Genomic DNA, 25,296 nt, shown 5'->3' on the forward strand with positions numbered 1-25,296 from the left:
AAGGGGCAGCCCGACATCAAGGCCGGCCCGCCGCCGCTCGACGGCGTGGTGCTGACCGAGGAGCAGCGCCGCAGCCGCCGCTCGCGCTCGGTGGCGATCGCCCTCGTGCTCGGCGCGCTGTGCCTGCTGTTCTACGTCGTCACCATCGTGAAGCTCGGCCCCGCCGTGCTGATCCGGCCGCTGTGAGGCGCCGATGAGCGAGACGTCCCGCCCTGACCGAGACCCCGTCGCCGAGCGCGCCACCGCGCGTCGGCATGGGCTGGTGGCGGCGGGCTGCGTCGCCTTCGTCGCGCTGATGGTCGGCGCCGCCTATGCCTCGGTGCCGCTCTACCAGCTGTTCTGCCGGGTGACCGGCTTCGGCGGCGCCACCCAGGTGGCCTCGAGCGCCCCGGCCGCCACTTCCGACCGTGAGATCGAGATTCGCTTCGACGCCAATGTGGCGCCCGGCCTGTCCTGGCGCTTCGGGCCGGAGCAGCGCGCGGTGACGGTGAAGCTCGGCGAGACCAAGCTGATCTTCTACCGGGTCGAGAACACCGGCTCCACGCCGGCGACCGCGACGGCGAGCTACAACGTCACCCCGGCGCAGGCCGGCTCCCACTTCGCCAAGATGCAGTGCTTCTGCTTCACCGACCAGACGCTGCAGCCCGGCGAGGCGCTGGACATGCCGGTGGTGTTCTTCGTCGATCCGGCGCTGGCCGACGACCCGGACGCCACGGGCGTGAACAGCATCACCCTGTCCTACACCTTCTTCGCCAAGACCAACGTCGCCAAGACGAGCGCCGTGACGCCGGAACCGGCGGCGGGGCGGCCGAAGGCGGGCGAGGCGGACAAGTCCCCGCTCTAGGGTCTTTCCCATCGCCGGGGAGGGCCGGCGGGTGGGACGGGGTCCGGGAAGCGGGAAGCCGGCCACGGCAGGCCGGTGACGAGAGATTGGGCGGGCCGGCCGAGGACATGGCCCAGCGCCGGACCTGACCGGGGCTCCGGTCCGGCAAGGGGTACCGGCCTGGTCAGGGCTTCGGCCCGGCGGGCGGAAACGCCGCAGCTGGGGCGTGACCTAGAGGCAGAACGACACATTGCGGCCGCAAAATCGGACCGCTAGGAATAAGACGGAACGGAGAGCGCGACCCATGGCCGAGGCCCACGCCAAGCAACACGACTACCACCTCGTCGACCCGAGCCCGTGGCCGTTCGTGATTTCCGTCTTCGCCTTCGTGCTGGCGGTCGGCGCCGTGTTCTGGATGCACGGCCAGCTCACCTCACTGGTGATGATCGTCGGCCTGCTCGGCGTGATCTACACCATGGGCGTGTGGTGGCGGGACGTCATCCGCGAGGGCCAGCAGCACTACCACACCCGCGTGGTGCAGCTGCATCTGCGCTACGGCATGATCCTGTTCATCGCCTCCGAGGTGATGTTCTTCGTGGCCTGGTTCTGGGCGTTCTTCGACGCCTCGATCTATGCCGGCGAGGCGATCAACTACACCCGCGCCGAGTTCACCGGCGGGCACTGGCCGCCGCAGGGCATCGAGACCTTCGACCCCTGGCACCTGCCGCTGCTCAACACGCTGATCCTGCTCACCTCCGGCACCACCCTGACCTGGGCGCACCATGCGCTGGTGCATGGCGACCGACAGAGCGCGAAATGGGGCCTGTGGTGCACGGTGGCGCTCGGCGTGCTGTTCTCGATGCTGCAGGCTTATGAGTACAGCCACGCCACCTTCGCCTTCTCCGGCAACATCTACGGCGCCACCTTCTTCATGGCGACCGGCTTCCACGGCTTCCACGTCATCGTCGGCACCATCTTCCTCGCCGTGTGCCTCGGGCGGCTCTATGCCGGCCACTTCACCCCGACCGCGCATTTCGGCTTCGAGGCGGCGGCCTGGTACTGGCACTTCGTCGACGTGGTCTGGCTGTTCCTCTTCACTTTCATCTATGTGTGGGGCGGCGGTACCGTCGCCGCGCACTGAGCGACGCGCCGGCGACGTCCGGCAGCACGTTTGGCGGGGCGGCCGGGGCCGCCCCGCTTGCGTTTCGGGGCGAGTATTCCGGGGCGCGGGCGCGGGGCCGGCCTGTCAGGAACCGCCTGGCGGAGCCGCCATCCCGGTGTCGCCGTCCCGGTTCCGACATGGCGAGGCTGGCGGCGATGGCGGGGGCGAGCGCCCGCCGGCGCGCGACGGGTCCTCGCTGACGGGTGCCGCTTCTGGCCGGAGCTCGAGGAGGGCGTGGCGTTCGACGACGCGGCACGGCCGGTTGGGTTCCCGCCAGTCCCTGTCCTCGCCGGCGCCTCCGGACAGCTTGCCCGTCTCGAGCTGCCCGGTGAAAGCCGCCGGGTGCCGTCCGAAGGCGGCGGAGCCTGGGATGCCGGCGCTGACGCAGGCAGGGGCAGGGTAGGCGCGACAGGGGTGTCGGCACCGCACCGCGCCGGCACCTTGCAGGTGATCATCGCGTGGGCCGGGCGGCCGGTCGCAGAGGCCGCGGATCCCCGCGCTTTTCGCACCGCATGCCGGTGGCGGCGACGCGGGGGAAGCTGATATGAACGCCCGATCGCGCAGGCGATCGTGCGGGCCGCGGCGATCCCGACCCGGCTGCTCCGTTCCACCGGGCGGGCGGCGGCCAGGAGATGCGGCGGCCAGGAGATGCGGCGGCCGGGAGATGCGGCGGCCAGTGGATGCGGAGGTTGCGCCGCGCGGTGCGCCGGGCGGCGAGGGAGAGACGAGAATGGACCTGCAACCCTTCCACACCGGCGTCTCGCCCTATGCGGCCGGCCTGACCTGCCGCTGCCCACGCTGCGGCCAGGGCAAGCTGTTCTCCGGCTTCCTCACCGTCGCCCCCGCCTGTACGCGCTGCGGGCTCGACTACAGCTTCGACGATTCCGGCGACGGGCCGGTGGTGTTCATCATCCTCGCCGCCGGCTCGCTGGTGGTCGGCCTAGCCCTGTGGGTCGAGCTCAGCTTCGCCCCGCCGCTCTGGGTGCATGCGCTGCTGTGGACGCCGCTGGTGCTGATCTCGACGCTCGGCCTGCTGCGCCCGCTGAAGGCGACGCTGATCGCCCTGCAATACGCCAAGCAGGCGGCGCAGGGCCGGCTCGACAAGGGTGAACCGTGAGCGAGCCCGCAACCCCGCCCCGCCGCCGGATGAAGCCCGGCCGGGTCATCGGCCTGATCGCCAGCGGCATCGCCTTCGCCATACTGGTGTCGCTCGGTGTCTGGCAGCTGGAGCGGCTGGCCTGGAAGCAGGGCCTGATCGCCAAGGTCGACGCCCGCATCCACGAGGCGGCGGTGCCGGCGCCCGAGGAGCAGGACTGGGACGAGGTCGATTTCGCCGGCGACGAATATCGCCGCGTCACCGTCGCCGGCCGCTTCCGCCACGATCTGGAGGTGCAGGTCTACACGCTCGCCGACCAGACGCCGGATGGCGGGGGCGGGCCGGGCTACTGGGTGATCACCCCGCTGGTGACCGCCGAGGGCGCGGCGATCCTGATCAATCGCGGCTTCGTGCCGATGCGGCTGAAGAACCCGGCCGACCGGTCCGAGGGACAGGTCGACGGCATGGTGAACGTCACCGGGCTGATTCGCATGCCGGAGGAGGCCGGGCTGTTCACGCCGCCGAACGACCCGTCCAAGGACGCCTGGTATGTGCGCGACCCCTTCGCCATCGCCGAGGCCAAGGGGCTCCTGCGGGTGGCGCCGTTCCTCATCGATGCCGACGCCGCGCCCAATCCCGGCGGCTGGCCGCTGGGCGGCACGACGCGCATCGCCTTCCCCAACCGGCATCTCGAATATGCGCTGACCTGGTTCGGCCTTGCCGCCTCGCTGGCGGGGGTGGGTCTGGCGGTGCTGTGGCGCCGGCGGCGCAGCTAGGCGGCGGAGCTAGGCCGAGGGCCACGGCGAGGCGTTTGCGGTGCGGTAGCCGAGATGCTTGCCTCGCGGGCGCGCCGCCACTAGGTTGCGGCGCTTTCCGGCGGCCCCGCGCCGCCGACCGTTTCCAGTGGAGGCGCGAGCTTGCGCTATATCTCGACACGCGGCGAAGCGCCGGCGCTCGCCTTTTCCGACGCCCTGCTGGCCGGGCTCGCCCGCGATGGCGGGCTCTATGTTCCCGAGGCCTATCCGGCGCTCGCTCCCGCCGACATCGCCCGCCTCGCCGGCCATTCCTATGCCGAGGTGGCCGGCCGGGTGATCGCGCCCTTCGTCGACGCCGCCTTCGCGCCCAACGTGCTGGCGCCGATGCTGGACGAGGCCTATGCCTCCTTCCGCCATGTCGCGACGACGCCGCTGGTGCAGATCGCGCCGAACCGCTTCGTGCTGGAGCTGTTCCACGGCCCGACGCTGGCGTTCAAGGACGTCGCCATGCAGCTGCTCGGCCGCATGATGGATCACGTGCTCGTTGAGAGGGATGCCCGCGCGACCATCGTCGGCGCCACCTCCGGCGACACCGGCTCGGCGGCGATCGAGGCGTTCCGCGGCCGGGCGCGCACCGACGTGTTCATCCTCTACCCGGCGGGCCGCGTCTCCGAGGTGCAGCGCCGGCAGATGACCACGGTGCCGGACGCCAATGTCCACGCCATCGCGGTGGAAGGCACGTTCGACGACTGCCAGGGCCATGTGAAGGCGCTGTTCAACGACCACGCCTTCCGCGACCGGCTGGCGCTGGCCGGGGTGAACTCGATCAACTGGGCGCGCATCGTCGCGCAGGTGGTGTACTACTTCTATGCCGGCGTGGCACTGGGCGCGCCGCACCGCCCGGTGTCCTTCGTGGTGCCGACCGGCAATTTCGGCGACATCCTCGCCGGCTATGTCGCCAAGCAGATGGGACTGCCGGTCGCCCGGCTCGCCATCGCCACCAATGTGAACGACATCCTCGCCCGCACGCTGGCCACCGGCCGCTACGAGGTGACCGGGGTGGTGCCGTCCTCCTCGCCCTCGATGGACATCGAGGTGTCGTCGAATTTCGAGCGGCTGCTGTTCGACGCGCATGACCGCGACGCCGGGGCGGTGCGCGGGCTGATGGCCTCGCTGGCGCAGTCCGGCTCGTTCTCGCCGCGCAACGAGGCGCTCGCCGCCATTCGTGCCGAATTCGACGCCGGCCGCGCCGACGAACAGGAGACCGCCGCTACCATCGCCCGGGTGCGAGCCGAGACGGGCTATCTGCTCGACCCGCACACCGCCGTCGCGGTGGCGGTGGCCGAGAAGCTGAAGCACGACCCGAAGGTGCCGCAGGTGGTTCTGTCCACCGCGCATCCGGCGAAGTTCCCCGATGCGGTCGAGAAGGCCTGCGGCGAGCGCCCGGCGCTGCCGCCGCATCTCGCCGACCTCCTCGAGCGCCCCGAGCGCACGCCGACGCTGCCGAACGACATCGCGGCGATCCGCGCCTATATCGAGGCGCATGCGCGCATCGCGGCGGACGCGGCATGAGCGGCGCCCCGGTGAACGAACCGCGCATCACCACGCTGGAGAACGGCGTCACCGTCATCTCCGACACGATGGGACACCTCGCCACCGCCTCGCTCGGCATCTGGGCCGGGGCGGGCTCGCGCGACGAGGCGCCGAGCGAGCACGGCATCTCGCATCTGCTCGAACACATGGCGTTCAAGGGCACGCGCCGGCGTTCGGCCCGCGCCATCGCCGAGGAGATCGAGGCGGTGGGCGGCGACATCAACGCCGCCACCAGCGTCGAGCATACCTCCTATCACGCGCGGGTGCTGGCCGAGGACGTGCCGCTGGCGGTCGACGTGCTCGCCGACATCCTCACCGAGCCGGCCTTCGATCCCGAGGAGCTGACGCGCGAGCACAATGTCATCGTGCAGGAGATCGGCGCCGCGCTCGACACGCCGGACGACCTGGTGTTCGATCTGTTCCAGGAGCGGGCCTTCCCCGGCCAGCCGGTGGGACGCTCGATCCTCGGCACGCCGGCCAGCGTGAAGTCGTTCGGGCCGGGCGCGCTGCGCACCTATCTCGACCGCAACTACCGCACCGGGCGGATGATCGTCGCCGGCGCCGGAGCCATCGAGCATGACCGTCTGGTCGAGGAGGCGGGCCGCCGGCTCGCCGGCCTGCCCAGGGGCGACAAGCCGGCGCCGGTGGCGGCGGAATATCGCGGCGGCGTCGAGATCGGCGGCGGGCGCGACCTTGAACAGGCGCATGTGCTGATCGGCCTCGAGGGCTTGTCCTATCGCGATCCCGGCATCCACGCGCTGCAGGTGTTCACCAACGTGCTGGGCGGCGGCATGTCGTCGCGGCTGTTCCAGGAGGTGCGCGAGAAGCGCGGGCTCTGCTACGCGGTCTATGCCTTCCACTGGAGCTATGGCGACACCGGGCTGTTCGGCGTCTATGCCGGCACCGACGCCGGCGACCTCGGCGAGCTGGTCAATGTCGTGGTCGACGAGATCGCCGCGACCACCGAGACCATCACCGAGGCGGAGCTCAACCGTTCCAAGGCGCAGGCCAAGGTCGGGCTGCTGACGGCGCTGGAAAGCTCCGGCGCGCGTGCCGACCAGCTCGCCCGGCAGATGCTGGCCTTCGGCCGGCCGATCCCGCTGGAGGAGATCATCGCCAAGGTGGAGGCGGTGACGCTGGACGACGCCCGCGCCGCCGGGCGGCGGCTCATCGCCGGCGGCAAGGCCGGCACCCGGCCGACCTTCACGGCGCTGGGACCGCAGAAGCCTCTTGAATCCGCCGCGCGCTTCGCCGAACGTTTGGGTTCAGGCTGAATCCCTCAGCCCGAACGTCCGTCGACCCCATGGCTCTGTTCCGCAGCGTTTCCTGGCCGGAGCCGCCCTCGCTGATCGAAGGCGAGGGCGTCGTCCTGCGCATGCCGCTAATGTCGGATTTCGCCGCCTGGGCGACGCTGCGCGATGAAAGCCGAACCTTCCTGGCGCCGTGGGAGCCGCTCTGGCCGGCGCATGACCTGACGCGCGGCGCCTTCCGCCGCCGCATGCGCCGTTATGCCCGCGACCTGAAGGAGGACAGCGCCTATCCGTTCCTGGTGCTGCGCGCCACCGACCGGGTGCTGCTCGGCGGGCTGTCGCTCTCCAATGTGCGGCGCGGCGTGACGCAGACGGCGAGCCTCGGCTACTGGATGGGCGCGCCTTTCGCCGGCAAGGGCCACATGACGGCGGCGGTGCGGGCGCTGCTGCCCTATGCGCATGGCACGCTCGGCCTCCGGCGCATCGAGGCCGCCTGCCTGCCGAGCAACCAGCCCTCGATCCGGCTGTTGCAGAAGGTCGGCTTTCGCCGCGAGGGCTATGGCCGGGAATATCTCTGCATCAACGGCGTGTGGCAGGACCACCTGCTGTTCGCGCGGCTCTCCAGCGATCCGGTGGCGCCGGCCCCGACCCCGGCGCGCCCGACCCTGGTGCACGATGCCGATGAGGGGCGGGGCGGCTGAGCCGAACCGCCGCATCGGACGGGTCCGATGGGGTGCCGGGTGCGCGGCGTTATCAGATCTTTCGCCGAGTTCTCGTTTCGCCGAGTTCTCGTGCTGAGCCCTCAAGGGAGGAGTCCTCGGGGCCGAGTCTTGCACCGTATCGGCACGCGGGGGATGGCAGGGTGCCGGGTGTCCCGGTAGTGTTCAGCAAGGCTTCAGTCTGGAACGCATATAAAAAGAAGCCTTCACAGACTAGAAATCCTAAAAACTGAGGCCGTGCGAAGATGAATATTCGCGTCTGTGATCGGCTGATCGGGTTTTGCCGATTGACGGCGGGGCCGATTGACGCGAGAAAGAAGTACAGGCAGAAATTTAGAATTATTCTAAATAGCTCGTCACTTGGTTCCGCCGCACGATGATTGTGTGTTCGTGTAACGTGCTCTCCGACACGCAGGTCCGCGCCGCCATCGCCGATCCCGAGGCGAGCGTGCGCACGGCCGGACAAGTGTATCGCTGCCTCGGCTGCAGCCCGCAATGCGGCCGCTGCGCCCGCACCATCCGCAAGCTGATCGACGACATCAACGCCGCCCCGGCCTGCGGCGCCTGCCCGCTGGAATGCGCGGTGAAGGACCATGCGCACGATCACGCGCACGGCCACGGCCACGCGCACGAGCATGTCCATACCGCCGAGCAGCTGCTCGCCGACCTCATGCCGGCCAATCTACTGGCGGCGGAATAGCCGTTTCTCCTCCCCGATCCTGACCGACTGACCTTGCGCCGGCGCTTGCTGGCCGGTTTGCTCCCGCCTTCGCCACGCGATCGGCCGCCGATCGCGTGGATAATCGCGTTCGTCCCCTGTTCGCGTCTTGTCATTCGATTGGAACAATTCTAAAAAGTGCGCACATACCCATTGCGTACCAATCGAGAGGCAAGGCCATGAAGGGCGACAGCAAGGTCATCGAGTATCTCAACCGCGGCCTGCGCTCCGAGCTGACGGCGATCAACCAGTATTGGCTGCATTATCGCATGCTCGACAACTGGGGCTTCAAGAAGCTGGCGGCCAAGTGGCGCGCCGAGTCGATCGAGGAGATGCAGCACGCCGACAAGTTCGTCGACCGCATCCTGTTCCTCGAAGGCTTCCCCAACCTGCAGGTGCTCGACCCGCTGCGCATCGGCCAGGACATCAAGGAAGTGATCGAGTGCGACCTCGCCGCCGAGATCGAGGCGCGCGCGCTCTACCAGGAAGCCGCCTCCTATTGCGACGAGGTGAAGGACTATCCGAGCCGTGACCTGTTCAAGGAGCTGATGGCGGACGAGGAAGGCCATATCGACTTCCTCGAGACCCAGCTCGACCTGATCGCCCGCCTCGGCGTTCAGCTCTACGCCCAGCACCATATCGGCGAGCTGGACTGAGACTGAGTTTCCCCGCCCCGGCGGATGACGGACATGACGAGGGCCGGTCGGAAGACCGGCCCTTTTCGCATCCGCCCGGTGAGGTGACAGGCCTCCACCTTAGATTTCTACCTTAGAGTTCCTATAAACTATTGATATCACAGATGTTTTGATTGACCCTGCGGAAAGCCTCTTCTAACGCACCGTCATGGGTGGGTGCGTGCCGCTCCAGCCGTGGCGGCAGCCGGCGGACGCGCCAAGAGGAGGAAGACGCATGACGACGAAGCAGGTCGGCGCTCTGGCGCGGGGCGGAATTCGAGGCTGTGTGCTCGGCGGGCTGTTCGCCGCCGCCGCGGTTCTCGTGCCGGTGGGCGCCAGCGCTGAAGAGGTGGTGAACATCTACACCACCCGCGAGCCGGCGCTCGCCAAGCCGGTGTTCGATGCCTTCACCGAGAAGACCGGCGTGAAGGTCAACACCGTGTTCGTCAAGGAAGGCCTCGCCGAGCGGGTGAAGGCCGAGGGCGCGGCCTCGCCGGCCGACGTGCTGATGGTGGTCGACATCGGCAACCTCATCGACCTCACCGACCAGGGCGTCACCCAGCCGCTGAAGTCCGAGGTGCTGGAGAAGGCGATTCCCGCCAATCTGCGCGGCGCCAATGGCGACTGGTTCTCGCTCTCCGCCCGCGCCCGCGTCGCCTATGTCTCCAAGGACCGGGTGAAGCTCGACGCCATCCACTATGAGGATCTCGCCAAGCCGGAGTGGAAGGGCAAGATCTGCATCCGCTCGGGCAAGCATCCCTACAACACCGCGCTGATCGCCGCCTATATCGCCCATCACGGCGAGGCGAAGGCCGAGGAATGGCTGAAGGGCATCAAGGCCAACCTCGCCCGCAAGCCGGCCGGCGGCGACCGCGAGAACGCCCGCGACATCCTCGGCGGCATCTGCGACATCGGCGTCGCCAATTCCTACTATGTCGGGCTGATGCGCTCCGGCAAGGGCGGCCCCGAGCAGGAGAAGTGGGCGGAGGCGATCAACGTCATCCTGCCGACCTTCGAGGGCGGCGGCACCAGCGTGAACGTCTCCGGCGCCTCGGTGGCGAAGAATTCGCCGAACAAGGCCAATGCGCAGAAGCTGCTCGAATTCCTCGTCTCGCCCGAGGCGCAGGCGGTCTATGCCGAGGCGAACTTCGAATATCCGGTGGTCGCCGGCGTGAAGGTCGATCCGATCATCGCCGCCTTCGGCCCCCTGAAGCCGGACAGCATCGACCTCGCCAAGATCGCGCAGTTCCGCAAGCAGGCGGCCGACCTGATCGACCGCGTCGGCTTCGACAGCTGATCGGCTAGGGAGCGGCGGGCCGCCGCTCCGGGTCTTCGCGCGCCCGTCCCCCCGGACGGGCGCGTTCCCGTTTCAAGTGTGTCGCTTTTCAAGCGTGTCCCTGCGTTCGCGAGTAGCCCTGCCCGTGGCGATGTCTTCCCCGGCCGGAACCCGGCCTTCCAGTGTCTCCGGCATCACCGGCGCCGCCGGCGGGCTGATGCGCCTCGGCGCGCTCGCCATTGTCGGGCTGGTGGCGCTGCCGCTCGCGGCGCTGGTGGCTACCGCCGCCCAGGGAACCGGCGATCTGTGGCCGCACATCCTACGTAACGTGCTGCCGACGGCGATCACCGACACCGCCCTCCTGGTCGCCGGCGTGGGGATCCTTGCCGGCACAATCGGCACCGGTACCGCCTGGCTGGTGGCGGTGTGCCGTTTTCCCGGCCGCGGCGTGTTCGAATGGGCGCTGCTGCTGCCGCTGGCCATCCCGACCTATATCCAGGCCTTCGTCTATGTCGACGCGGTGCATCCGCTCGGGCCGGTGCCCACCGCGATCCGCGCGATGCTGGGCATGACCAGCCCGCGCGACCTGCCGCTGCCGGAGGTGCGCAACCTGCCGGGCTGCATCGTGCTGCTCGGCCTGGTACTCTACCCCTATGTCTACCTGCCGGCCCGCGCCGCCTTTCTCGTGCAGACCGCCTCGGCTCTCGACGCGGCGCGCACGCTCGGCCATGGCGCGACGGCGACCTTCTTCCGCGTGGCGCTGCCGCTCGCCCGCCCGGCCATCGCGGTCGGGGTGACGCTGGCGCTGTTCGAGACGGTGAACGACATCGGCGCCTCGGAATTCCTCGGCGTGCAGACGTTGACCCTGTCGATCTATTCCACCTGGCTGAACCGCTCCAGCCTGCCCGGCGCGGCGCAGATCGCGCTGTTCATGCTGGCGATCATGATCGGGCTGGTGCTGCTGGAGCGCTGGGGGCGGCGGCACATCAGCCACGCCAATGTCGGCAGCCGCGCCCGCCCGCCGATGCGGCGCGACCTCTCCGCCGGCGCGGCGGCGTTCGCCTTCCTCGCCTGCCTGCTGCCGGTGACGCTGGGCTTCCTCGTGCCGGTCGGCCATCTCGTCCACGCCGCCTATGGCCGCTTCCTGTTTCGCGGCCTGCCGGAGACGCTGCTGCCGGAGGTGCTGAACACCGCGCTGTTCGCCGGCATCGGCACCGTGCTGGCGCTCGGCTGCGGCCTGCTGCTGGCGGTGGCGGCACGCACCGGCACGGTGCGGCGGATCGGCATGCTGCGCATCGCGGCGCTCGGCTATGCCGTGCCGGGCACGGTGCTGGCGGTGGGGCTGCTGGTGCCGCTCGCCGGCTTTGACAATCTCGTCTCCAGCGCGGTGCAGGCGCTGGGTGGCCCGGCGACCGGGCTGCTGGTCTCCGGCTCGGGGGCGGCGCTGATCATCGCCTATGTCATCCGCTTCCTCGCCATTCCGGTCGGCTCGCTGGAAGCGGGCTACGAGAAGATCGGCGTCAGCCTCGACATGGCCGCGCGCGGGCTGGGACAGGCGCCCGGCGGTGTGGTGCGGCGCATTCACCTGCCGCTGCTGCGCCCGGCGCTCGGCACGGCGGCGCTCTTGGTGTTCGTCGACTGCATGAAGGAGCTGCCGGCGACGTTGATGCTGCGCCCGCTCAATTTCGAGACGCTGGCCAGCCAGGTCTATGGCGAGGCCGCGCGCGGTTCCTATGAGGACGGCGCGCTGGCGGCGCTGCTGATCGTGGTGGTGGGGCTGATCCCGGTAATGCTGCTGGCGCGGCTGTCTCGGCCGCGCCAGGCTCTCGATGCCGGCTGATCAGAAGGCCAGTTGCGGCAGGTCGCGGTACAGTTCCAGCGCTTCCGGGTTTGCCAATGCCTCGGTGTTCTTCACCGGGCGGCCATGCACCACCTCGCGCACCGCGAGTTCGGTGATCTTGCCGGAGCGGGTGCGCGGGATGTCCGCCACCGCGACGATCTTCGCCGGCACATGCCGCGGCGAGGCGCCGACGCGAATCTGCGTCTTGATGCGCTTGTCGAGATCGGCATCGAGGGCGACACCGGGCTTCAGCCGCACGAACAGCACGACGCGCACATCGTTGTCCCATTCCTGGCCGATGGCGATGGCCTCCAGGATCTCCGGCACCTGCTCGGCCTGGGCGTAGATCTCCGCCGTGCCGATGCGCACGCCCTGCGGGTTCAGCGTCGCGTCCGAGCGGCCATGGATGATGATGCCGCCATGGCTCGTCCATTCGGCGAAGTCGCCATGGCACCAGACATTGTCGAACCGCTCGAAATAGGCCGCGTGATACTTGGTGCCCTCGGGATCGTTCCAGAACATCACCGGCATGCAGGGGAAGGGCCGGGTGCAGACCAACTCGCCGCGCTCGCCGGTGATCGGCTTGCCGTCGTCCGACCACACCTCCACCGCCATGCCGAGGCCGGGCGCCTGAATCTCGCCGCGATAGACCGGCGAGGTGGGATCGCCGAGCACGAAGCAGGAGACGATGTCGGTGCCCCCCGAGATCGAGGCGAGGTGCAGGTCCGGCTTGATCGCCTCATAGACATAGGCGAAGTCGGCCGGCGCCAGCGGCGAGCCGGTGGAGGTGATCGCCTTCAGCTTCGAGAGGTCGTGCGTGTCGGCCGGGCGCAGGCCCTCCTTGCGCAGCGAATCGATGTACTTCGCCGAGGTGCCGAACAGCGCGAAGCCTTCCTGCTCGGCATAGTCGAACAGCACGGAAGGGGCCGGCGCGAAGGGCGAGCCGTCGAACAGGCAGAGCGTGAGGTCGCTGGCGAGGCCGGTGACCAGCCAGTTCCACATCATCCAGCCGCAGGTGGTGAAGTAGAACAGCCGGTCGCCCGGATGAAGGTCGCAGTGCAGCCGGTGCTCCTTGATGTGCTGCAGGAGCGTGCCGCCGCCGCCATGCACGATGCATTTCGGCACCCCGGTGGTGCCGGAGGAGAACAGGATGAACGCCGGGTGATTGAACGGCACCCGCTCGAAGGCAAGCGGCGCCGGGGCGAACGGGGCGATGAAGGCGTCGAGGGAGATGCCGTTCGGCAGCCCCGCCGCCACCTCCTCCGCCTCGCCGAGATAGGGGACGACGATCGTCTTCGCCGCGCTAGCCAGATGCGGCACCACGGCTTTCAGCTTGTCGCCGATGGGCACGCGCTTGCCATTGTACCAGTAGCCGTCCACCGCGACATAGAGCTTGGGCGCGATCTGGCTGAAGCGGTCGAGAATGCCGCGCTCGCCGAAATCCGGCGAGCAGGAGGAGAAGATGGCGCCGAGCGAGGTCGCCGCCAGCATCACCGCGATGGTCTCGGGGAGGTTGGGCATGGTCGCCGCCACCCGGTCGCCGACGCCGACGCCGGCCGCCTTCATCGCCTGCTGCAGGCGGGAGACCAGGGTGGTGAGCTCGCCGAAGCTGACGCGCCGCTCCACCTTGTCCTCGCCGCGGAACACGAGGGCGAGGCTCGCGGGATCGCGCGGGCGCAGCAGGTTCTCGGCATAGTTGAGCCGCGCCTGCGGGAAGAAGACCGCGCCGGGCATCCTGTCGCCGTCGACGAGCGCGGGGCCGGCGCGTTCGCCGATCACCTCGCCGAGCTCCCATACCAGCTCCCAGAAGGCGGCGGGCTCGGAGATCGACCAGGCGTGCAGGTCGCGGTAATCGGCCAGGCGGGTGCCGTGGCGTTCATTGACGGTGCGGATGAAGGCGACGACGGCGGTGCGGGCGACCCGCTCCTCGCTCGGCGTCCACAGCGGCAGATCGTAGTCCGCACTCATCAAGCATGCCCTCCCAGGCTTCCAGCAGCGACGGTCCATTGGCGGTGGTCGGCCGGCTTTTGTCGAGTGTTTGCCGTGCCCGGCGAATTCATAGCGCCCGGTCCACAACTTGTCAGGCCATGAAACAGACACAGAGGAACAGGATGTTGCAGTGTGCCGGTGATTGGATTTATGCCAGTTCCCAGCCGGTCTACGACGGGAGGGGCGGTTCGTCGGGCTGAAATGGACGAGCAGGCACAGCAGGCGGAATGCCGACGGGGTTGTGGCGATACGCGATGAGAAAACTGCTGGCGATCCTGCTGCTGCCCCTGCTCCTCGTGGTGGTCGGCGCCGCCGTGGCTCCCAAGCTCGCCTCGCAGGAACGGCTGCGGGCCGAAGCGCTCGGCGTCATGCACGCCGCCACCGGGCTCGACGCCACCATTGACGGTCCGGTGCGCTTCACGGTGCTACCCTGGCCGGCTCTGGAGATGGAGCGTGTGCGCGTCGGCCGCGAGGACGGCATTACCCTGAGCGTGCCGCAGCTGCGCATCGTGCTCGATCTGCTGCCGCTGGTCACTGGAACCGCCCGTGCCGACTATATCGCGCTCGCCAACCCGGCGCTGACCATTCCCGATCGCGTCTCGGACAGCGATATGCTGGCCGGGCTGCTGCGCCGCATCGGCGCCGGCACCGTCTCCGGGGAGATCCGGGTGATGGACGGCCTGCTGCGGCTTGCCGACGACGACGGCGACTTCACCACCACGGCGCGGATGAACGCCACCATAAGCTGGCGGGGCGGCAGTTCGCTGACTCTCGACGGCGGCTTCATCTGGCACGACCAGCCGATGGATGTCGACGTCGCCTTCTCGCAGCTCTCCGCGCTCGCGCAGGACCGACCGGCCCGGCTGCGCGCTTCCGCCAGCGGACCGCTCGGCGACCTGACTTATGATGGCAGCTTCGGCTTCGCCTCCGGGCTCTCCGGCGACGGCGCGGTCTATGTCGCGGCACGCTCGGCGCGCGCGGCGCTGGACTGGCTCGATCTCGACGCGCCGACCGAGGGCGGCTTCGGCCCCTTCGCGCTCAAGGCGGACATGCTTTATTCCGGCAAGTCGGCCTCGCTGAGCCGGGTGCGGCTCGAACTCGACGGCAATGTCAGCGAGGGCGGCTTCAACCTGCGCTTCGACGAGGGCCGCCCGCAGATCCAGGGCTCGCTCGCCGCCGACACGCTCGATCTCGCGCCCTATGGCCAGCTGGTGCTCGCCTCGCCCGACGGCCGCAACTGGAGCCGCGACGCGCTCGACACCGAGCGGCTGGGGCGCTTCGACCTCGATCTGCGGCTCTCGGCCGGCGAGGTACGCTCCGCCGGCGCCAAGCTGGAGCGCCTCGCCGCCAGCGCGGTGGTGAAGGGCGGCAAGCTGTCGCTCGCCATCGGCGAGGCCGAGGGCTGGCAGGGCATCTTCCGCGCCTCCGCCCAGGTGGCGCCGGCGGCGGCCGGCACCGAGGTGCGGGTCGAGTTCGCCTGCGAGGACGTCGCCCTGGCCCAGGCACTGGGCGACCTGTTCCGTACCCAGCGGCTGGAGGGAACCGGCTCGTTCCGCCTGACCGCCACCGGCACCGGTACCGACATCGCCGGCATCGTCAGCAGCCTCGACGGCAGCTTCCGGCTGGAAGGCAGCGCTGGCGCGCTGGTCGGCATCGATGCGGCGCGCATCCTGTCGCGGCTGGCCGAGCGGCCGCTTTCCGGCGTCGGCAATCTGCGCGGCGGCCGCACCGCCTTCGACACCGTCGCGGCGGAGGCGACCATCACCGGCGGCGTCGCCGACCTCACCGCCTTCTCGATGGACAGCACGCGCCTCGCGGTGCGCATGACCGGTACCGCCTCGCTGCTGGCGCGCGACCTCGACCTCGCCGGCACCGCCATGCTGAAGGACGCCAGCGGCAAGGCGAGCCCGTTCGAGCTGCCCTTCGTGGTGCGCGGCGACTGGGACGACCCGTTGCTGCTGCCCGACCCGCAGGCGCTGATCCGCCGTTCCGGCGCGGCGCGCCCGCTATTCGGCCCGCGTATGGAGGCGACGGGAATCCTGGCGCCGACGCCCTGACCCTTTCCGCTGGCGGAAAGGCTTGATTGCGCGCGGCCGGTGCTATTCCGCCAGCACCCGGGTCGAGGGGAAGGTGATCTCGACCAGCGTGCCGGAATCCACCGCCGAGCGGATGGAGAAGGAGGCGCGGTTGGCTTCCGCCAGCGCCTTGGTCAGCGGCAGGCCGAGCCCGGTGCCGCCCGAGCCGGACTGGCCGGAGGTGACGATCTGCCGGAAGGGCTCCATGGCGATGGCGATGTCGGCTTCCGACATGCCGATGCCGGTGTCACGCACCCTCAGCACCACCTCTCCCTGCGCGGTGAGCGCCGTCGACAGGATCACCTGCCCGCCGGGCCGGGTGAACTTCACCGAGTTCGAGACGAGATTGAGCACGATCTGCCGGATCGAGCGCGCATCCGCCACCACCGGCGGCAGGTCGGCGGCGAGCGAGGAGCGGATGATGATGCGCTCGCGGTTCGCCTGCGGCTGCATGATCGCCATGCCCTGCTGGACGATCTCGTTGAGCGCGACGCTGGTGAAGGACAGATCGAGCTTGCCGGCCTCGATCTTCGACAGGTCCAAGAGGTCGTTGATCAGCGAGATGAGGTGGCCGCCGGAGGCGTGGATGTCGCGCAGATAGTCGCGGTAGCGCTGGTTCTCCACCGGCCCGAAGCGTTCCTCCATCATCACCTCGGAAAAGCCGATGATGGCGTTGAGCGGGGTGCGGATCTCATGGCTGATCTTGGCGAGAAAATCCGACTTCGCCATGTTGGCGCGCTCGGCGAGGCGCTTGGCCTCGGTGAGCTCTTCCTCGGCGCGCTTCCACTGGGTGATGTCGCGCAGCACGGCGCAGAACTTGCTCGAATCCTCGCCGACCCGGCCCACCGTCATGAACAGCGGGATCAGGCCGCCCTCGCGCACCCGGCCGATCACCTCGCGTCCGTCATTCAGCACGCTGGCGACGCCGTTGGAGGCGAGCCCGTCGAGATAGTCGACGGCGCCGCGCTGGCTCTCGGGGGCGAAGAGCAGGGTGAAGTTCTCGCCCTGCACCTCGGCGGAATCGAAGCCGAACAGCGCTTCGGCCGGGCGGTTCATCGAGAGGATGACGCCCTGCGCGTCGATCAGCACCACGCCATCGGTGGCGGTGTCGAGGATGGAGCGCAGCTCCCGGGCGGTGGCCTCGGACTGGCGCAGCGTCAGTTCGGCCTGTCGCAGCCGCTCGTCCGCCGGCTCGCCGAGGCGGCGCAGCAGGTGCAGCATGGCCGGGGCGCCGTCCCACGGCGCCGACATCAGCCGCGCCTCGACGGCGATCGGCGCGCCGGCGCGCGGCAGGATCGACAGCGCCGCGCCGTCGTCACACTCGGTCGGGGCCGGGCTGCCGAACAGCGCGGAGAGGCCGCCTGCCGCCTGCATCGCGACGGTATCGGCATAGCCGGTCCAGTCGAGCAAGGTGCGGTTGGCATAGAGCAGCCGGTCGCCGCGCCAGGCGACCAGACCGACCGGCAGCCGGTCGAGCACCGGGCGCTCGGCGTCGGAGAGGCTGCGGCGCAGGCCTTCCGGGCGGGCGGGCTCGATGGTGGGCTCGACGGAGGGCGGCGGAGCCGGGGGCTCGACGGCCTGCGGCGGCGGGGCAGGCGGCTCGGGCGGGGGAGCCGCGGAAACCGGTGCGTCGGTTGCGGGGATATCCGTCTCCGGCTCGCCCGTTTCCTGTCCGTCGAGCGCCGGCGCATCGGCCGGATCGACATCCATGCCCTCGATGCGGGCGCCGAGCGCCCGGGCGATCTCGCGGAAGGCGTTGCGCTCGCCGGTCGACAGACCTTCCCAGGAGGCGCGCGCCGCGTCGCCACGGTTGCCGTCGGCGCGCCCGGTCTCGCCGGCCCGCAGCGGCACGACGTTCGGGATCGGCGGCACCAGGCTGAGGGTCGGGCGCGGCAGCTCCGGCGCGGCGGGAGCCGTCGCTGCCGGCGGAACCGGGGAGGGCGGAGCCACCGGGAGGGGGGCCTCGGCTTCGGCAGCAATCGGTGCGGCCGTCGTGGGGGCGGTGGGCGTCGGCGTGGCGGCAGGAGAGATCGGAGCAGCGGGCGGAGCGGCGGTCGGCTGCGCCTCGACCGGCGACAGGCCGGATGCGGCGGGCATCGGCACGGCGGCGCCGTCCTTCAGCACGCCGAAGCCGCGCATGCCGCCCTCGCGCAGCGGCGCGCCGCCAAGCTCGGCCCGCAGCGTCTCGCCGCGCACACCCGGCAGCTCGACCGGCAGATGGGTGAAGCTCACCCCGGCGATGACGGCGTCATGCGCCTGCGGCGCGCCGAGCTCGGCCCAGCTGCGCCCGGCGATGTCCTGAGCCGGACGGCCGAGCAGGGCGCCGAGCCGCGCATCGACCGGCGCGAGGCGGCCATCGTCGCCGGTGCGCCAGGTGAAGCGCTGCCCGGGAGACGGCGCCGCTTCCACGGGCGCTGCTTTCGTCGGGGGCAATTCCGCGACCGGCGGGACCGACAGGGCAATGGCGGCCTGCGGCGGGACGGTGGATTCGGGCGCCAGGGTCTGTTCGGGCGCCGACACCTGGAGAGACGGGGCGGGGGGGGCTGCCGGGACATCGAGCGCGACCAGCAGGATGGCGCGCCGGGCGCCGGCGCCGATCAGCGTGCAGGCGACGGTGACCGGGGTCAGCCGTGCCGGCAGGCGCAGCTTTTCCAGCCGATGGCCGGCGGTGGCGCGGGCGGAAGCGCTGCGGGCGGCGAGGCCAGCGAGATCGCGGGCCAGCCGAAGCGACGCCGTATCGGCCGCAGTGGGAGTGACCGAGGCGGCGCCGACCAGCGCGCGGCCGGCCGCATTGCCGGCGAGCAGGCGGCCGGCGGCGTCGACCAGCAGCGCCGGTGCCGCGGCCGCCAATGCCGCCGCGATGCGGGGCTCGGCGAGCAGCGCCGCCATTCCGCCGGCGCCTGCCGCGTCATGTCCGTCGGTCGGTGTCGTCATGAAGCCGAACTGTACGCTCCGCGCGGGACGAGAAAACAACCGGAATGCCGCCGGCGGGCGGCCTCCATCCCCGCGATCATAAGGCTGCCGGCGGCCCCGCGCCATGGTGCCGGCCGGCTCGCGAGGCAGCTTCGCGTTTCGCGGTTAACCGGATGCGACCAAGGCGGGGTCCTGATTCCGGTTGCCTTTCGCAGTGCAAACGATACTTTAGTCGTAGGTGCCGCTGCGCATGGACGTGGGCGCAGACGGCGATATGATGCAAGTCATCACCTCCGGGAGGACGCCGATGGCCCAGGATCCCAAGCTGGACATTCCGAACCACTTGCGGAATTTCGCCGAGCAGGGGGTGGGCCAGGCCCGCACCGCCGTCGACAACCTGTTCGGCGCCGCCCACAAGGCGCTGAGCGATGTCGAGCGGCGGGTGGATGCGGCGCAGCAGAGTGCCCGCGACCTCGGACGGACCACGGTGGATTTCGCCGAGACAAACATCGCCGCCGTCTTCGATTTCGTCGCGCGGCTGGCGCGGGCGGGCTCGCTGGAGGAATGGAACCGGCTTAACGCGGCCTTCGTGGCCGAGCAGACGCAACGGCTCGGCGAGCAGGCACGGGTTCTGTCCAAGGCCGGCTTTGCCGGCGCCGAGGATGGTGCCGCCCGCCCCACCGAGCGGTCCCGGCCGTCCCGTGCGGCGCGCACGACCGCGAGGGCCGCCGCCCCGTTGCGCCCGGCGGCGCGGCCCGCGCCGGCAAAACCAGTTGCTCCGAAGCCCGTTGCCGCCAAGCCGGTGGCAAAGGCCACGGCCAAGCCCGTCGCGGCAAAGCCCGCCGATGCGCCCGAAGTAAAGGCTGCCAGCACGGCGCCTGCCGTCGCCAAGGCTTCTGCGCCCGTTGCGACGGTGCCGGCCGTCAAAGCGGTGGCAGCGCCCAAGCCTGCGGCGACCCGGCGCGGGGTAGCCAAGCGGGCGGCTCCGCCGGCCGCCAACGCTGCTGTTGCCGCAGCGCCGTCGGCCCAGAGTGCCGCGCCCAAGGCGGTTGCCCCCAAGGCTGCCGTGCGCAAGGCTGCTGCCCCCAAGGTTGCTGCCCCTAAGGGCGCTGTGACTGCTGCGACCAATGGCGCCGCGTCCAAGGCGCCCGCTGCTCCTGCTGTGCCGGCCGCTCCGGCCCCCGCCGCTGCCAAAGCGTCGGCGCCCAAGAAAGCCGCGGCGCCCAAGGCGTCCGCCGGCGCGCGCAAGCCCCGCGCGGCCGCCCCTGCCGCTGCTTCGCCGGCCACCGCCGCTCCGGCCGTGGTCCCGCCTGCCGAAACCGCGCCGGCCGCTGAAGCCGCCAGCGTGCCGCCGGCATCCACCACCCCCACCGCGCAGGGGTAAGGCCCCCTTTGGTGGGGCCTTTGTCATGGTGCCGTGCAACATTACGGCGCCGGTGACGTTAGTCCGCTGGGAGCACCCTCCGGGGAGTGGATCAAAAAAATCCGCGCAGACGGGTTGATTGTGCATTGCAATATGATATTGCAATGCACAAATAAACGATGCGAAGTCGGAAAGGGCGGATACTTCCCCGCTCGCGTTTTCCGAGCGCCGCCCCCCATCCGTGCCGAGGGCCGGACCGGGCAACTTCATCGAGCACCCGTGAACGCGAGGACAAACCCATGACCGAGGCCGCTGCCACCCCAACCCCGAAGAAGACCGCCAAGGCCGCCACCGCGGCGTTCGAAGCGGCGCTGCCGAAATTCGACATGCCGAAATTCGATATGCCCAATCTCGAAGTGCCCGCCGCGGTGCGCGAGATGGCCGAGAAGGGCGTGCAGAACGCTCGCGACGCCTATGAGAAGATGAAGACCCACGCGGAGGAGACCACCGACCTCCTGGAGGACACCTATTCGACCGCCTCCAAGGGCGTCGCCGAATACAACACGCTGGCGCTGGAAGCCCTGCGCGCCAATGTGAACTCCACCTTCGACTATTTCAGCGCCCTGCTCGGCACCAAGAGCCTGTCCGAGGCGGTGGAACTCTCCACCGGCCACCTGCGCAAGCAGTTCGACGTGCTCTCGGCGCAGGCCAAGGACCTCTCCGTGCTGGCCCAGAAAGTCGCCAACGAGACCGCCGAGCCGATCAAGGCCTCGGTCGAGAAGTCCATCAAGAAGGCGTCCTGACGCCCTCGTGCCATCCGGCATCGTAAAGGCCCGGCCCGCACCCGCGAGCCGGGCCTTTTCGCGTCCGAGCGGGACGGTTTCCCCGGATGCGGGAATTCGCGCGCCGTCCCGGTCCTCGCCTTGACTCCGCCTCATGGCCTGCCTATCTCGGCTGCGGCTTTGGCACTCGCTTTTGCTGAGTGCCAGCCGGCCTGCCAAGCGGGCGTCATGCCAGGCGGGCGTCATGCCGGCGCCGTGCCGGCGCCATAGAGGAATAGCCGAGGATCACCGATGGCCAAGCTCAAGTTCCGTCCCCTGCACGACCGCATCGTGGTGAAGCGCATCGACGCTGAAGAGAAGACCGCCGGCGGGATCATCATCCCCGACAGCGCCAAGGAAAAGCCCTCGCAGGGTGAAGTCGTCTCTGTCGGCCCCGGCGCCCGCGACGAAGCCGGCAAGCTGGTCCCGCTCGACGTGAAGGCCGGCGACAAGGTGCTGTTCGGCAAGTGGTCGGGCACCGAGGTGAAGCTCGACGGCACCGATTACCTCATCATGAAGGAATCCGACGTCATGGGCATCGTCGGCTGACATCGGCCGCCCGCGTCCCGACCGGCATGCCCCGCGCCCGCTGAGGCGGCAGGGTTGCCGGCACCGACATCCATTCAGGAGTGAGCCCCATGGCTGCCAAAGAAGTTAAATTTTCCAGCGACGCGCGCGAGAAGATGCTGCGCGGCGTCGACATCCTCGCCAATGCGGTGAAGGTGACCCTCGGCCCGAAGGGCCGCAACGTCGTGATCGACAAGAGCTTCGGCGCCCCGCGCATCACCAAGGACGGCGTCACCGTCGCCAAGGAGATCGAGCTCGAGGACAAGTTCGAGAACATGGGCGCCCAGATGGTGCGCGAAGTGGCCTCGAAGACCAACGACCTCGCCGGTGACGGCACCACCACCGCCACCGTGCTGGCCCAGGCGATCGTCCGCGAGGGCGCCAAGTCGGTGGCCGCCGGCATGAACCCGATGGACCTGAAGCGCGGCATCGACCTCGCCGCCGCCGAGGCGATCAAGGACATCGTCAAGCGCGCCAAGAAGGTGAAGTCCTCCGACGAAGTCGCGCAGGTCGGCACCATCTCCGCCAATGGCGATGCCTCGATCGGCCAGATGATCGCCGGCGCGATGCAGAAGGTCGGCAACGAGGGTGTCATCACCGTCGAGGAAGCCAAGACCGCCGAGACCGAGCTCGAAGTGGTCGAGGGCATGCAGTTCGACCGCGGCTACCTCTCGCCGTACTTCGTGACCAACGCCGAGAAGATGATCGTCGACCTCGACGATCCCTACATCCTGATCTTCGACAAGAAGCTCTCGGGCCTCCAGGCGATCCTGCCGGTTCTCGAAGCCGTGGTGCAGTCGAGCAAGCCGCTGGTCATCATTGCCGAGGACGTCGAGGGCGAAGCCCTTGCGACCCTCGTCGTCAACAAGCTGCGCGGCGGCCTGAAGGTCGCGGCCGTGAAGGCGCCGGGCTTCGGCGACCGTCGCAAGGCCATGCTCGAGGACATCGCGATCCTCACCGCCGGCCAGGTGATCTCCGAAGAGCTCGGCATCAAGCTTGAGAGCGTCTCGCTCGCCATGCTCGGCCGCGCCAAGAAGGTGATCATCGAGAAGGAAAAGACCACCGTCGTCGACGGCGCCGGCAAGAAGAAGGACATCGAGGGTCGCGTCGCGCAGATCAAGGTCCAGATCGAGGAGACCTCCTCGGACTATGACCGCGAGAAGCTGCAGGAGCGCCTCGCCAAGCTCGCGGGCGGCGTCGCGGTGATCCGCGTCGGCGGCGCCACCGAGATCGAGGTTAAGGAAAAGAAGGACCGCATCGACGACGCGCTGAACGCCACTCGCGCGGCGGTGCAGGAGGGCATCGTCCCCGGCGGCGGCATCGCGCTGCTGCGCGCCAAGAAGGCCATCGAGAAGCTGTCTTCGGACAATGCCGACATCCAGGCTGGCATCAAGATCGTCCTGAAGGCCCTCGAGGCGCCGATCCGCCAGATCGCCGAGAATTCCGGCGTGGAAGGCTCCATCGTCGTGGGCAAGGTGCAGGAATCGAAGGACCAGAACTTCGGCTTCAACGCCCAGACCGAAGAGTTCGTCGACATGATCGAGGCCGGCATCGTCGACCCCGCCAAGGTCGTGCGCACCGCGCTGCAGGACGCCGCCTCCGTGGCCGGCCTGCTGATCACCACCGAGGCCATGGTCGCCGACCTGCCGAAGCCGGCTGCGGCCCCGGCCATGCCGGGCGGCGGCATGGGCGGCATGGACTTCTGATCGAAGTCCAAACCGCCCACGCGGTTTTACGTGTCCAAGCCGGGCAAACCCGGCTTGGAGTGGCGGCATGGACTTCCGGTCGAAGTCCAAATCGCCCACACGGTTTTACGTGCCCAAGCTGGGCAAGCCAGGCTTGGGATGGCGGCATGGACTTCCGGTCGAAGTCCAGCAGTCGGACATAGGGAAGGGCGCGGCGCGAGCGGCGCCCTTTCTTTTTGGCGCGGCGTCCGCTCGCCGATTTCTGATGTGCGCAAGATCGTGATCCGGTCCACCCTGCCGCCTCCTCGGGAGGGACGCCAATGGACCAGCGCATCATCGATCTCTACGACCGCTTCACCCACGGCCAGATCGGCCGGCGGGACTTCATGGACCGGCTGATCACGCTCGCCGGATCGGTCGCGGCGGCGGGCGCCATGCTGCCGCTGCTGTCCAACGACTATGCCCGCGCCGCCGTGGTGGCGGAGGACGATGTACGGCTCGATATCTCCACCGCGAGCTTCCTCTCCGGCGGCAAGAATGTCAGCGGCTATCTCGTCCGCGCCAGGCGCATCGACGCCAAGCGGCCGGCGGTGCTGGTGATCCACGAGAATCGCGGCCTCAACCCGCATATCAAGGACATCACTCGCCGCCTGGCGCTGGAGGGCTATCTCGCCTTCGGCATCGATCTGCTCTCGGTCGACGGCGGCACCCCGGCCGACGAGGACAAGGCGCGCGACATGATCGCCGCGCTCGACCGTCCGGCCACGCTGGCGCGCGCCGTCGACGCGGTGGCCTTCCTCGCCCGCCACGAGGCCTCGACCGGATCGGTGGGGGCGGTCGGCTTCTGCTGGGGCGGCGGCATGGTCAACCTGCTCGCGGAGGCGAGCCCGCAGCTCAAAGCCGGCGTCGCCTATTACGGCGCGCAGCCGCCGCTCGACAAGGTGCCGGACATCAAGGCAGCGCTGCTGCTGCAATATGGCGGGCTGGATACCCGCATCAACGAGGGCATCCCCGCCTATGAGGAGGCGCTCAAGAAGGCCGGCAAGGACTACACGATCTATGTCTATGAAGGCGCCAACCACGCCTTCAACAATGACGTCAATCCGACGCGCTACGACCCGAAGGCGGCCGCGCTGGCCTGGAGCCGCACCGGCGCCTTCCTGGCCAAGCACCTCGGTGCGCCGCCGCCGGTGGAGACCTGAGCGACACGGCCCCGGATCCCGGCGCTCAGATCGGCGGCAGGTGCAGCCAGCCGGCGGCGGCGCTGAGGATGAGGTCGATCGCCATCGCGGCGAGGATCATGCCCATCACCCGCGAGATGATCGAGCCGCCGCCGCGCCCGATCAGCCGCGACAGGAAGCCGGCGCAGAGCAGCAGCACCAGCGAGACCATGAGCACGAGGCTCATGGTCCCGAGGGTGAACATGCGGTCGGCGAAGTCGTGGCGTGCATCGTCCGACAGCACCACCGCCGCCAGCATCGCCCCAGGCCCGGCGATGGAGGGGATGGCCAGCGGATAGACTGCAAGGTCCATCGGGTTGGTGTCGATCTCGGGATGCGCGTTCTGGGCGTGGCCGCCATGGATCATGCTGAGCGCGAACAGGAACAGCACGATGCCGCCGGCGATCTGGAACGACGCGATGGAGACGTCCATGGCGTCGAGCAGCCAGTGGCCGGCCAGCGCGAAGAACACCAGCACGAAGAAGGCGATGATCACCGCCAGTATCGCCGCCTTCTTCCGCGCCGCCGGTTCCAGCCCGGCGGTGACGGCCAGGAAGACCGGCAAGGTGCCGATCGGGTCGATGACGACCCAGAAGGTGACGAATTCCTGTAGGCGTTCCGACCAGTTCATCGCTTTGCCCGCACAAATCCGTCGCGAGGCCTCGTCCCCCATCGGGCCGAGCTTTCTCGCGATCCGGCTTGCCATCCACATGCTGCGCCTGTGGCGACACGAAGGCGCGCTGCGGGCGTTGCTTCC

Annotated in this window: 21 protein-coding genes; 18 read left to right on the plus strand and 3 right to left on the minus strand. The window is 69.5% G+C overall.

Going from position 1 to position 25,296, the window contains the following annotated elements:
• Positions 1-15 precede the first annotated feature (15 nt).
• From KHC28_RS26130 to KHC28_RS26185, 12 genes are all read left to right on the plus strand, one after another.
• On the plus strand, positions 16-186 hold the full coding sequence (locus KHC28_RS26130) for a cytochrome c oxidase system small membrane protein (protein WP_512699551.1): 171 nt from the start codon (positions 16-18) through the stop codon (positions 184-186).
• A 7-nt stretch (positions 187-193) separates the two neighbouring features.
• Positions 194-844, plus strand: coding sequence for a cytochrome c oxidase assembly protein (locus KHC28_RS26135; RefSeq protein ID WP_214011299.1), 651 nt, complete (start codon positions 194-196; stop codon positions 842-844).
• A 283-nt stretch (positions 845-1,127) separates the two neighbouring features.
• The gene (locus KHC28_RS26140) at positions 1,128-1,964 is read left to right on the plus strand and encodes a cytochrome c oxidase subunit 3 (protein ID WP_214011300.1); all 837 of its coding nucleotides are present in this window, start codon (positions 1,128-1,130) and stop codon (positions 1,962-1,964) included.
• Between the two features lie 751 nt (positions 1,965-2,715).
• Positions 2,716-3,102, plus strand: coding sequence for a DUF983 domain-containing protein (locus KHC28_RS26145; protein WP_214011301.1), 387 nt, complete (start codon positions 2,716-2,718; stop codon positions 3,100-3,102).
• Positions 3,099-3,857: an SURF1 family protein gene (locus KHC28_RS26150; protein ID WP_312893343.1), complete on the plus strand. Its 759-nt coding sequence runs from the start codon at positions 3,099-3,101 to the stop codon at positions 3,855-3,857. The genes KHC28_RS26145 and KHC28_RS26150 overlap by 4 nt, the downstream gene beginning before the upstream one ends.
• 141 nt (positions 3,858-3,998) lie before the next feature.
• Positions 3,999-5,408 (plus strand): threonine synthase, encoded by a 1,410-nt coding sequence (thrC, locus tag KHC28_RS26155; protein WP_214011302.1) that lies wholly within the window; start codon positions 3,999-4,001, stop codon positions 5,406-5,408.
• The gene (locus KHC28_RS26160) at positions 5,405-6,703 is read left to right on the plus strand and encodes a M16 family metallopeptidase (RefSeq protein ID WP_214011303.1); all 1,299 of its coding nucleotides are present in this window, start codon (positions 5,405-5,407) and stop codon (positions 6,701-6,703) included. The genes thrC and KHC28_RS26160 overlap by 4 nt, the downstream gene beginning before the upstream one ends.
• Before the next feature lie 29 nt (positions 6,704-6,732).
• Positions 6,733-7,380, plus strand: a complete 648-nt coding sequence (locus KHC28_RS26165; protein ID WP_214011304.1) for a GNAT family N-acetyltransferase — start codon at positions 6,733-6,735, stop codon at positions 7,378-7,380.
• A gap of 394 nt (positions 7,381-7,774) precedes the next feature.
• Positions 7,775-8,098: a (2Fe-2S)-binding protein gene (locus tag KHC28_RS26170; protein WP_214011305.1), complete on the plus strand. Its 324-nt coding sequence runs from the start codon at positions 7,775-7,777 to the stop codon at positions 8,096-8,098.
• 197 nt (positions 8,099-8,295) lie between these two features.
• Entirely contained in the window at positions 8,296-8,772 is a 477-nt protein-coding gene (bfr, locus tag KHC28_RS26175; protein WP_214011306.1) for a bacterioferritin, read from the plus strand.
• 253 nt (positions 8,773-9,025) lie between these two features.
• Complete coding sequence (locus KHC28_RS26180) at positions 9,026-10,087, plus strand: Fe(3+) ABC transporter substrate-binding protein (RefSeq protein WP_214011307.1); 1,062 nt, start codon at positions 9,026-9,028, stop codon at positions 10,085-10,087.
• Between the two features lie 130 nt (positions 10,088-10,217).
• Complete coding sequence (locus tag KHC28_RS26185) at positions 10,218-11,906, plus strand: ABC transporter permease (protein ID WP_214011507.1); 1,689 nt, start codon at positions 10,218-10,220, stop codon at positions 11,904-11,906.
• Here the strand turns inward: KHC28_RS26185 and KHC28_RS26190 are convergent, their stop codons facing one another.
• Positions 11,907-13,874 carry an acetoacetate--CoA ligase gene (locus KHC28_RS26190; protein ID WP_214011308.1) on the minus strand — a complete coding sequence of 656 codons (1,968 nt, stop codon included), beginning with the start codon at positions 13,872-13,874 and terminating at the stop codon, positions 11,907-11,909.
• A 275-nt stretch (positions 13,875-14,149) separates the two neighbouring features.
• Between KHC28_RS26190 and KHC28_RS26195 the strand changes: the two genes are divergently transcribed.
• Complete coding sequence (locus tag KHC28_RS26195) at positions 14,150-15,952, plus strand: AsmA family protein (RefSeq protein WP_214011309.1); 1,803 nt, start codon at positions 14,150-14,152, stop codon at positions 15,950-15,952.
• Between the two features lie 42 nt (positions 15,953-15,994).
• Here KHC28_RS26195 and KHC28_RS26200 read toward each other — a convergent pair whose 3' ends face one another.
• Positions 15,995-18,904 (minus strand): ATP-binding protein, encoded by a 2,910-nt coding sequence (locus KHC28_RS26200; RefSeq protein WP_214011310.1) that lies wholly within the window; start codon positions 18,902-18,904, stop codon positions 15,995-15,997.
• A 286-nt stretch (positions 18,905-19,190) separates the two neighbouring features.
• Between KHC28_RS26200 and KHC28_RS27620 the strand changes: the two genes are divergently transcribed.
• The 5 genes from KHC28_RS27620 (at position 19,191) to KHC28_RS26225 (ending at position 24,521) form a co-directional block, all read left to right on the plus strand.
• Positions 19,191-20,267 (plus strand): phasin family protein, encoded by a 1,077-nt coding sequence (locus KHC28_RS27620; protein ID WP_246565192.1) that lies wholly within the window; start codon positions 19,191-19,193, stop codon positions 20,265-20,267.
• A 278-nt stretch (positions 20,268-20,545) separates the two neighbouring features.
• Positions 20,546-21,049: a phasin gene (locus tag KHC28_RS26210; protein ID WP_214011311.1), complete on the plus strand. Its 504-nt coding sequence runs from the start codon at positions 20,546-20,548 to the stop codon at positions 21,047-21,049.
• A gap of 270 nt (positions 21,050-21,319) precedes the next feature.
• Positions 21,320-21,616: a co-chaperone GroES gene (groES, locus tag KHC28_RS26215; RefSeq protein ID WP_214011312.1), complete on the plus strand. Its 297-nt coding sequence runs from the start codon at positions 21,320-21,322 to the stop codon at positions 21,614-21,616.
• Between the two features lie 89 nt (positions 21,617-21,705).
• Entirely contained in the window at positions 21,706-23,340 is a 1,635-nt protein-coding gene (groL, locus tag KHC28_RS26220) for a chaperonin GroEL (RefSeq protein ID WP_214011313.1), read from the plus strand.
• Positions 23,341-23,639: 299 nt separating this feature from the next.
• On the plus strand, positions 23,640-24,521 hold the full coding sequence (locus tag KHC28_RS26225) for a dienelactone hydrolase family protein (protein WP_214011314.1): 882 nt from the start codon (positions 23,640-23,642) through the stop codon (positions 24,519-24,521).
• A 25-nt stretch (positions 24,522-24,546) separates the two neighbouring features.
• Here KHC28_RS26225 and KHC28_RS26230 read toward each other — a convergent pair whose 3' ends face one another.
• Positions 24,547-25,170: a MarC family protein gene (locus tag KHC28_RS26230; protein ID WP_214011315.1), complete on the minus strand. Its 624-nt coding sequence runs from the start codon at positions 25,168-25,170 to the stop codon at positions 24,547-24,549.
• Positions 25,171-25,296: the final 126 nt, after the last annotated feature.

Source organism: Ancylobacter sonchi (genome assembly GCF_018390695.1).
GTDB classification, from domain to species: Bacteria; Pseudomonadota; Alphaproteobacteria; order Rhizobiales; family Xanthobacteraceae; genus Ancylobacter; species Ancylobacter sonchi.

What these genes read in the sequence shown, in the direction of transcription:
- KHC28_RS26135 (WP_214011299.1), top strand. Translation starts at nt 194, where the DNA reads ATGAGCGAGACGTCCCGCCCTGACCGAGACCCCGTCGCCGAGCGCGCC.
- KHC28_RS26140 (WP_214011300.1), top strand. Translation starts at nt 1,128, where the DNA reads ATGGCCGAGGCCCACGCCAAGCAACACGACTACCACCTCGTCGACCCG.
- KHC28_RS26145 (WP_214011301.1), top strand. Translation starts at nt 2,716, where the DNA reads ATGGACCTGCAACCCTTCCACACCGGCGTCTCGCCCTATGCGGCCGGC.
- KHC28_RS26160 (WP_214011303.1), top strand. Translation starts at nt 5,405, where the DNA reads ATGAGCGGCGCCCCGGTGAACGAACCGCGCATCACCACGCTGGAGAAC.
- KHC28_RS26165 (WP_214011304.1), top strand. Translation starts at nt 6,733, where the DNA reads ATGGCTCTGTTCCGCAGCGTTTCCTGGCCGGAGCCGCCCTCGCTGATC.
- KHC28_RS26170 (WP_214011305.1), top strand. Translation starts at nt 7,775, where the DNA reads ATGATTGTGTGTTCGTGTAACGTGCTCTCCGACACGCAGGTCCGCGCC.
- bfr (WP_214011306.1), top strand. Translation starts at nt 8,296, where the DNA reads ATGAAGGGCGACAGCAAGGTCATCGAGTATCTCAACCGCGGCCTGCGC.
- KHC28_RS26180 (WP_214011307.1), top strand. Translation starts at nt 9,026, where the DNA reads ATGACGACGAAGCAGGTCGGCGCTCTGGCGCGGGGCGGAATTCGAGGC.
- KHC28_RS26185 (WP_214011507.1), top strand. Translation starts at nt 10,218, where the DNA reads ATGTCTTCCCCGGCCGGAACCCGGCCTTCCAGTGTCTCCGGCATCACC.
- KHC28_RS26190 (WP_214011308.1), bottom strand. Translation starts at nt 13,874, where the DNA reads ATGAGTGCGGACTACGATCTGCCGCTGTGGACGCCGAGCGAGGAGCGG.
- KHC28_RS26195 (WP_214011309.1), top strand. Translation starts at nt 14,150, where the DNA reads ATGAGAAAACTGCTGGCGATCCTGCTGCTGCCCCTGCTCCTCGTGGTG.
- KHC28_RS26200 (WP_214011310.1), bottom strand. Translation starts at nt 18,904, where the DNA reads ATGACGACACCGACCGACGGACATGACGCGGCAGGCGCCGGCGGAATG.
- KHC28_RS27620 (WP_246565192.1), top strand. Translation starts at nt 19,191, where the DNA reads ATGGCCCAGGATCCCAAGCTGGACATTCCGAACCACTTGCGGAATTTC.
- KHC28_RS26210 (WP_214011311.1), top strand. Translation starts at nt 20,546, where the DNA reads ATGACCGAGGCCGCTGCCACCCCAACCCCGAAGAAGACCGCCAAGGCC.
- groES (WP_214011312.1), top strand. Translation starts at nt 21,320, where the DNA reads ATGGCCAAGCTCAAGTTCCGTCCCCTGCACGACCGCATCGTGGTGAAG.
- groL (WP_214011313.1), top strand. Translation starts at nt 21,706, where the DNA reads ATGGCTGCCAAAGAAGTTAAATTTTCCAGCGACGCGCGCGAGAAGATG.
- KHC28_RS26225 (WP_214011314.1), top strand. Translation starts at nt 23,640, where the DNA reads ATGGACCAGCGCATCATCGATCTCTACGACCGCTTCACCCACGGCCAG.
- KHC28_RS26230 (WP_214011315.1), bottom strand. Translation starts at nt 25,170, where the DNA reads ATGAACTGGTCGGAACGCCTACAGGAATTCGTCACCTTCTGGGTCGTC.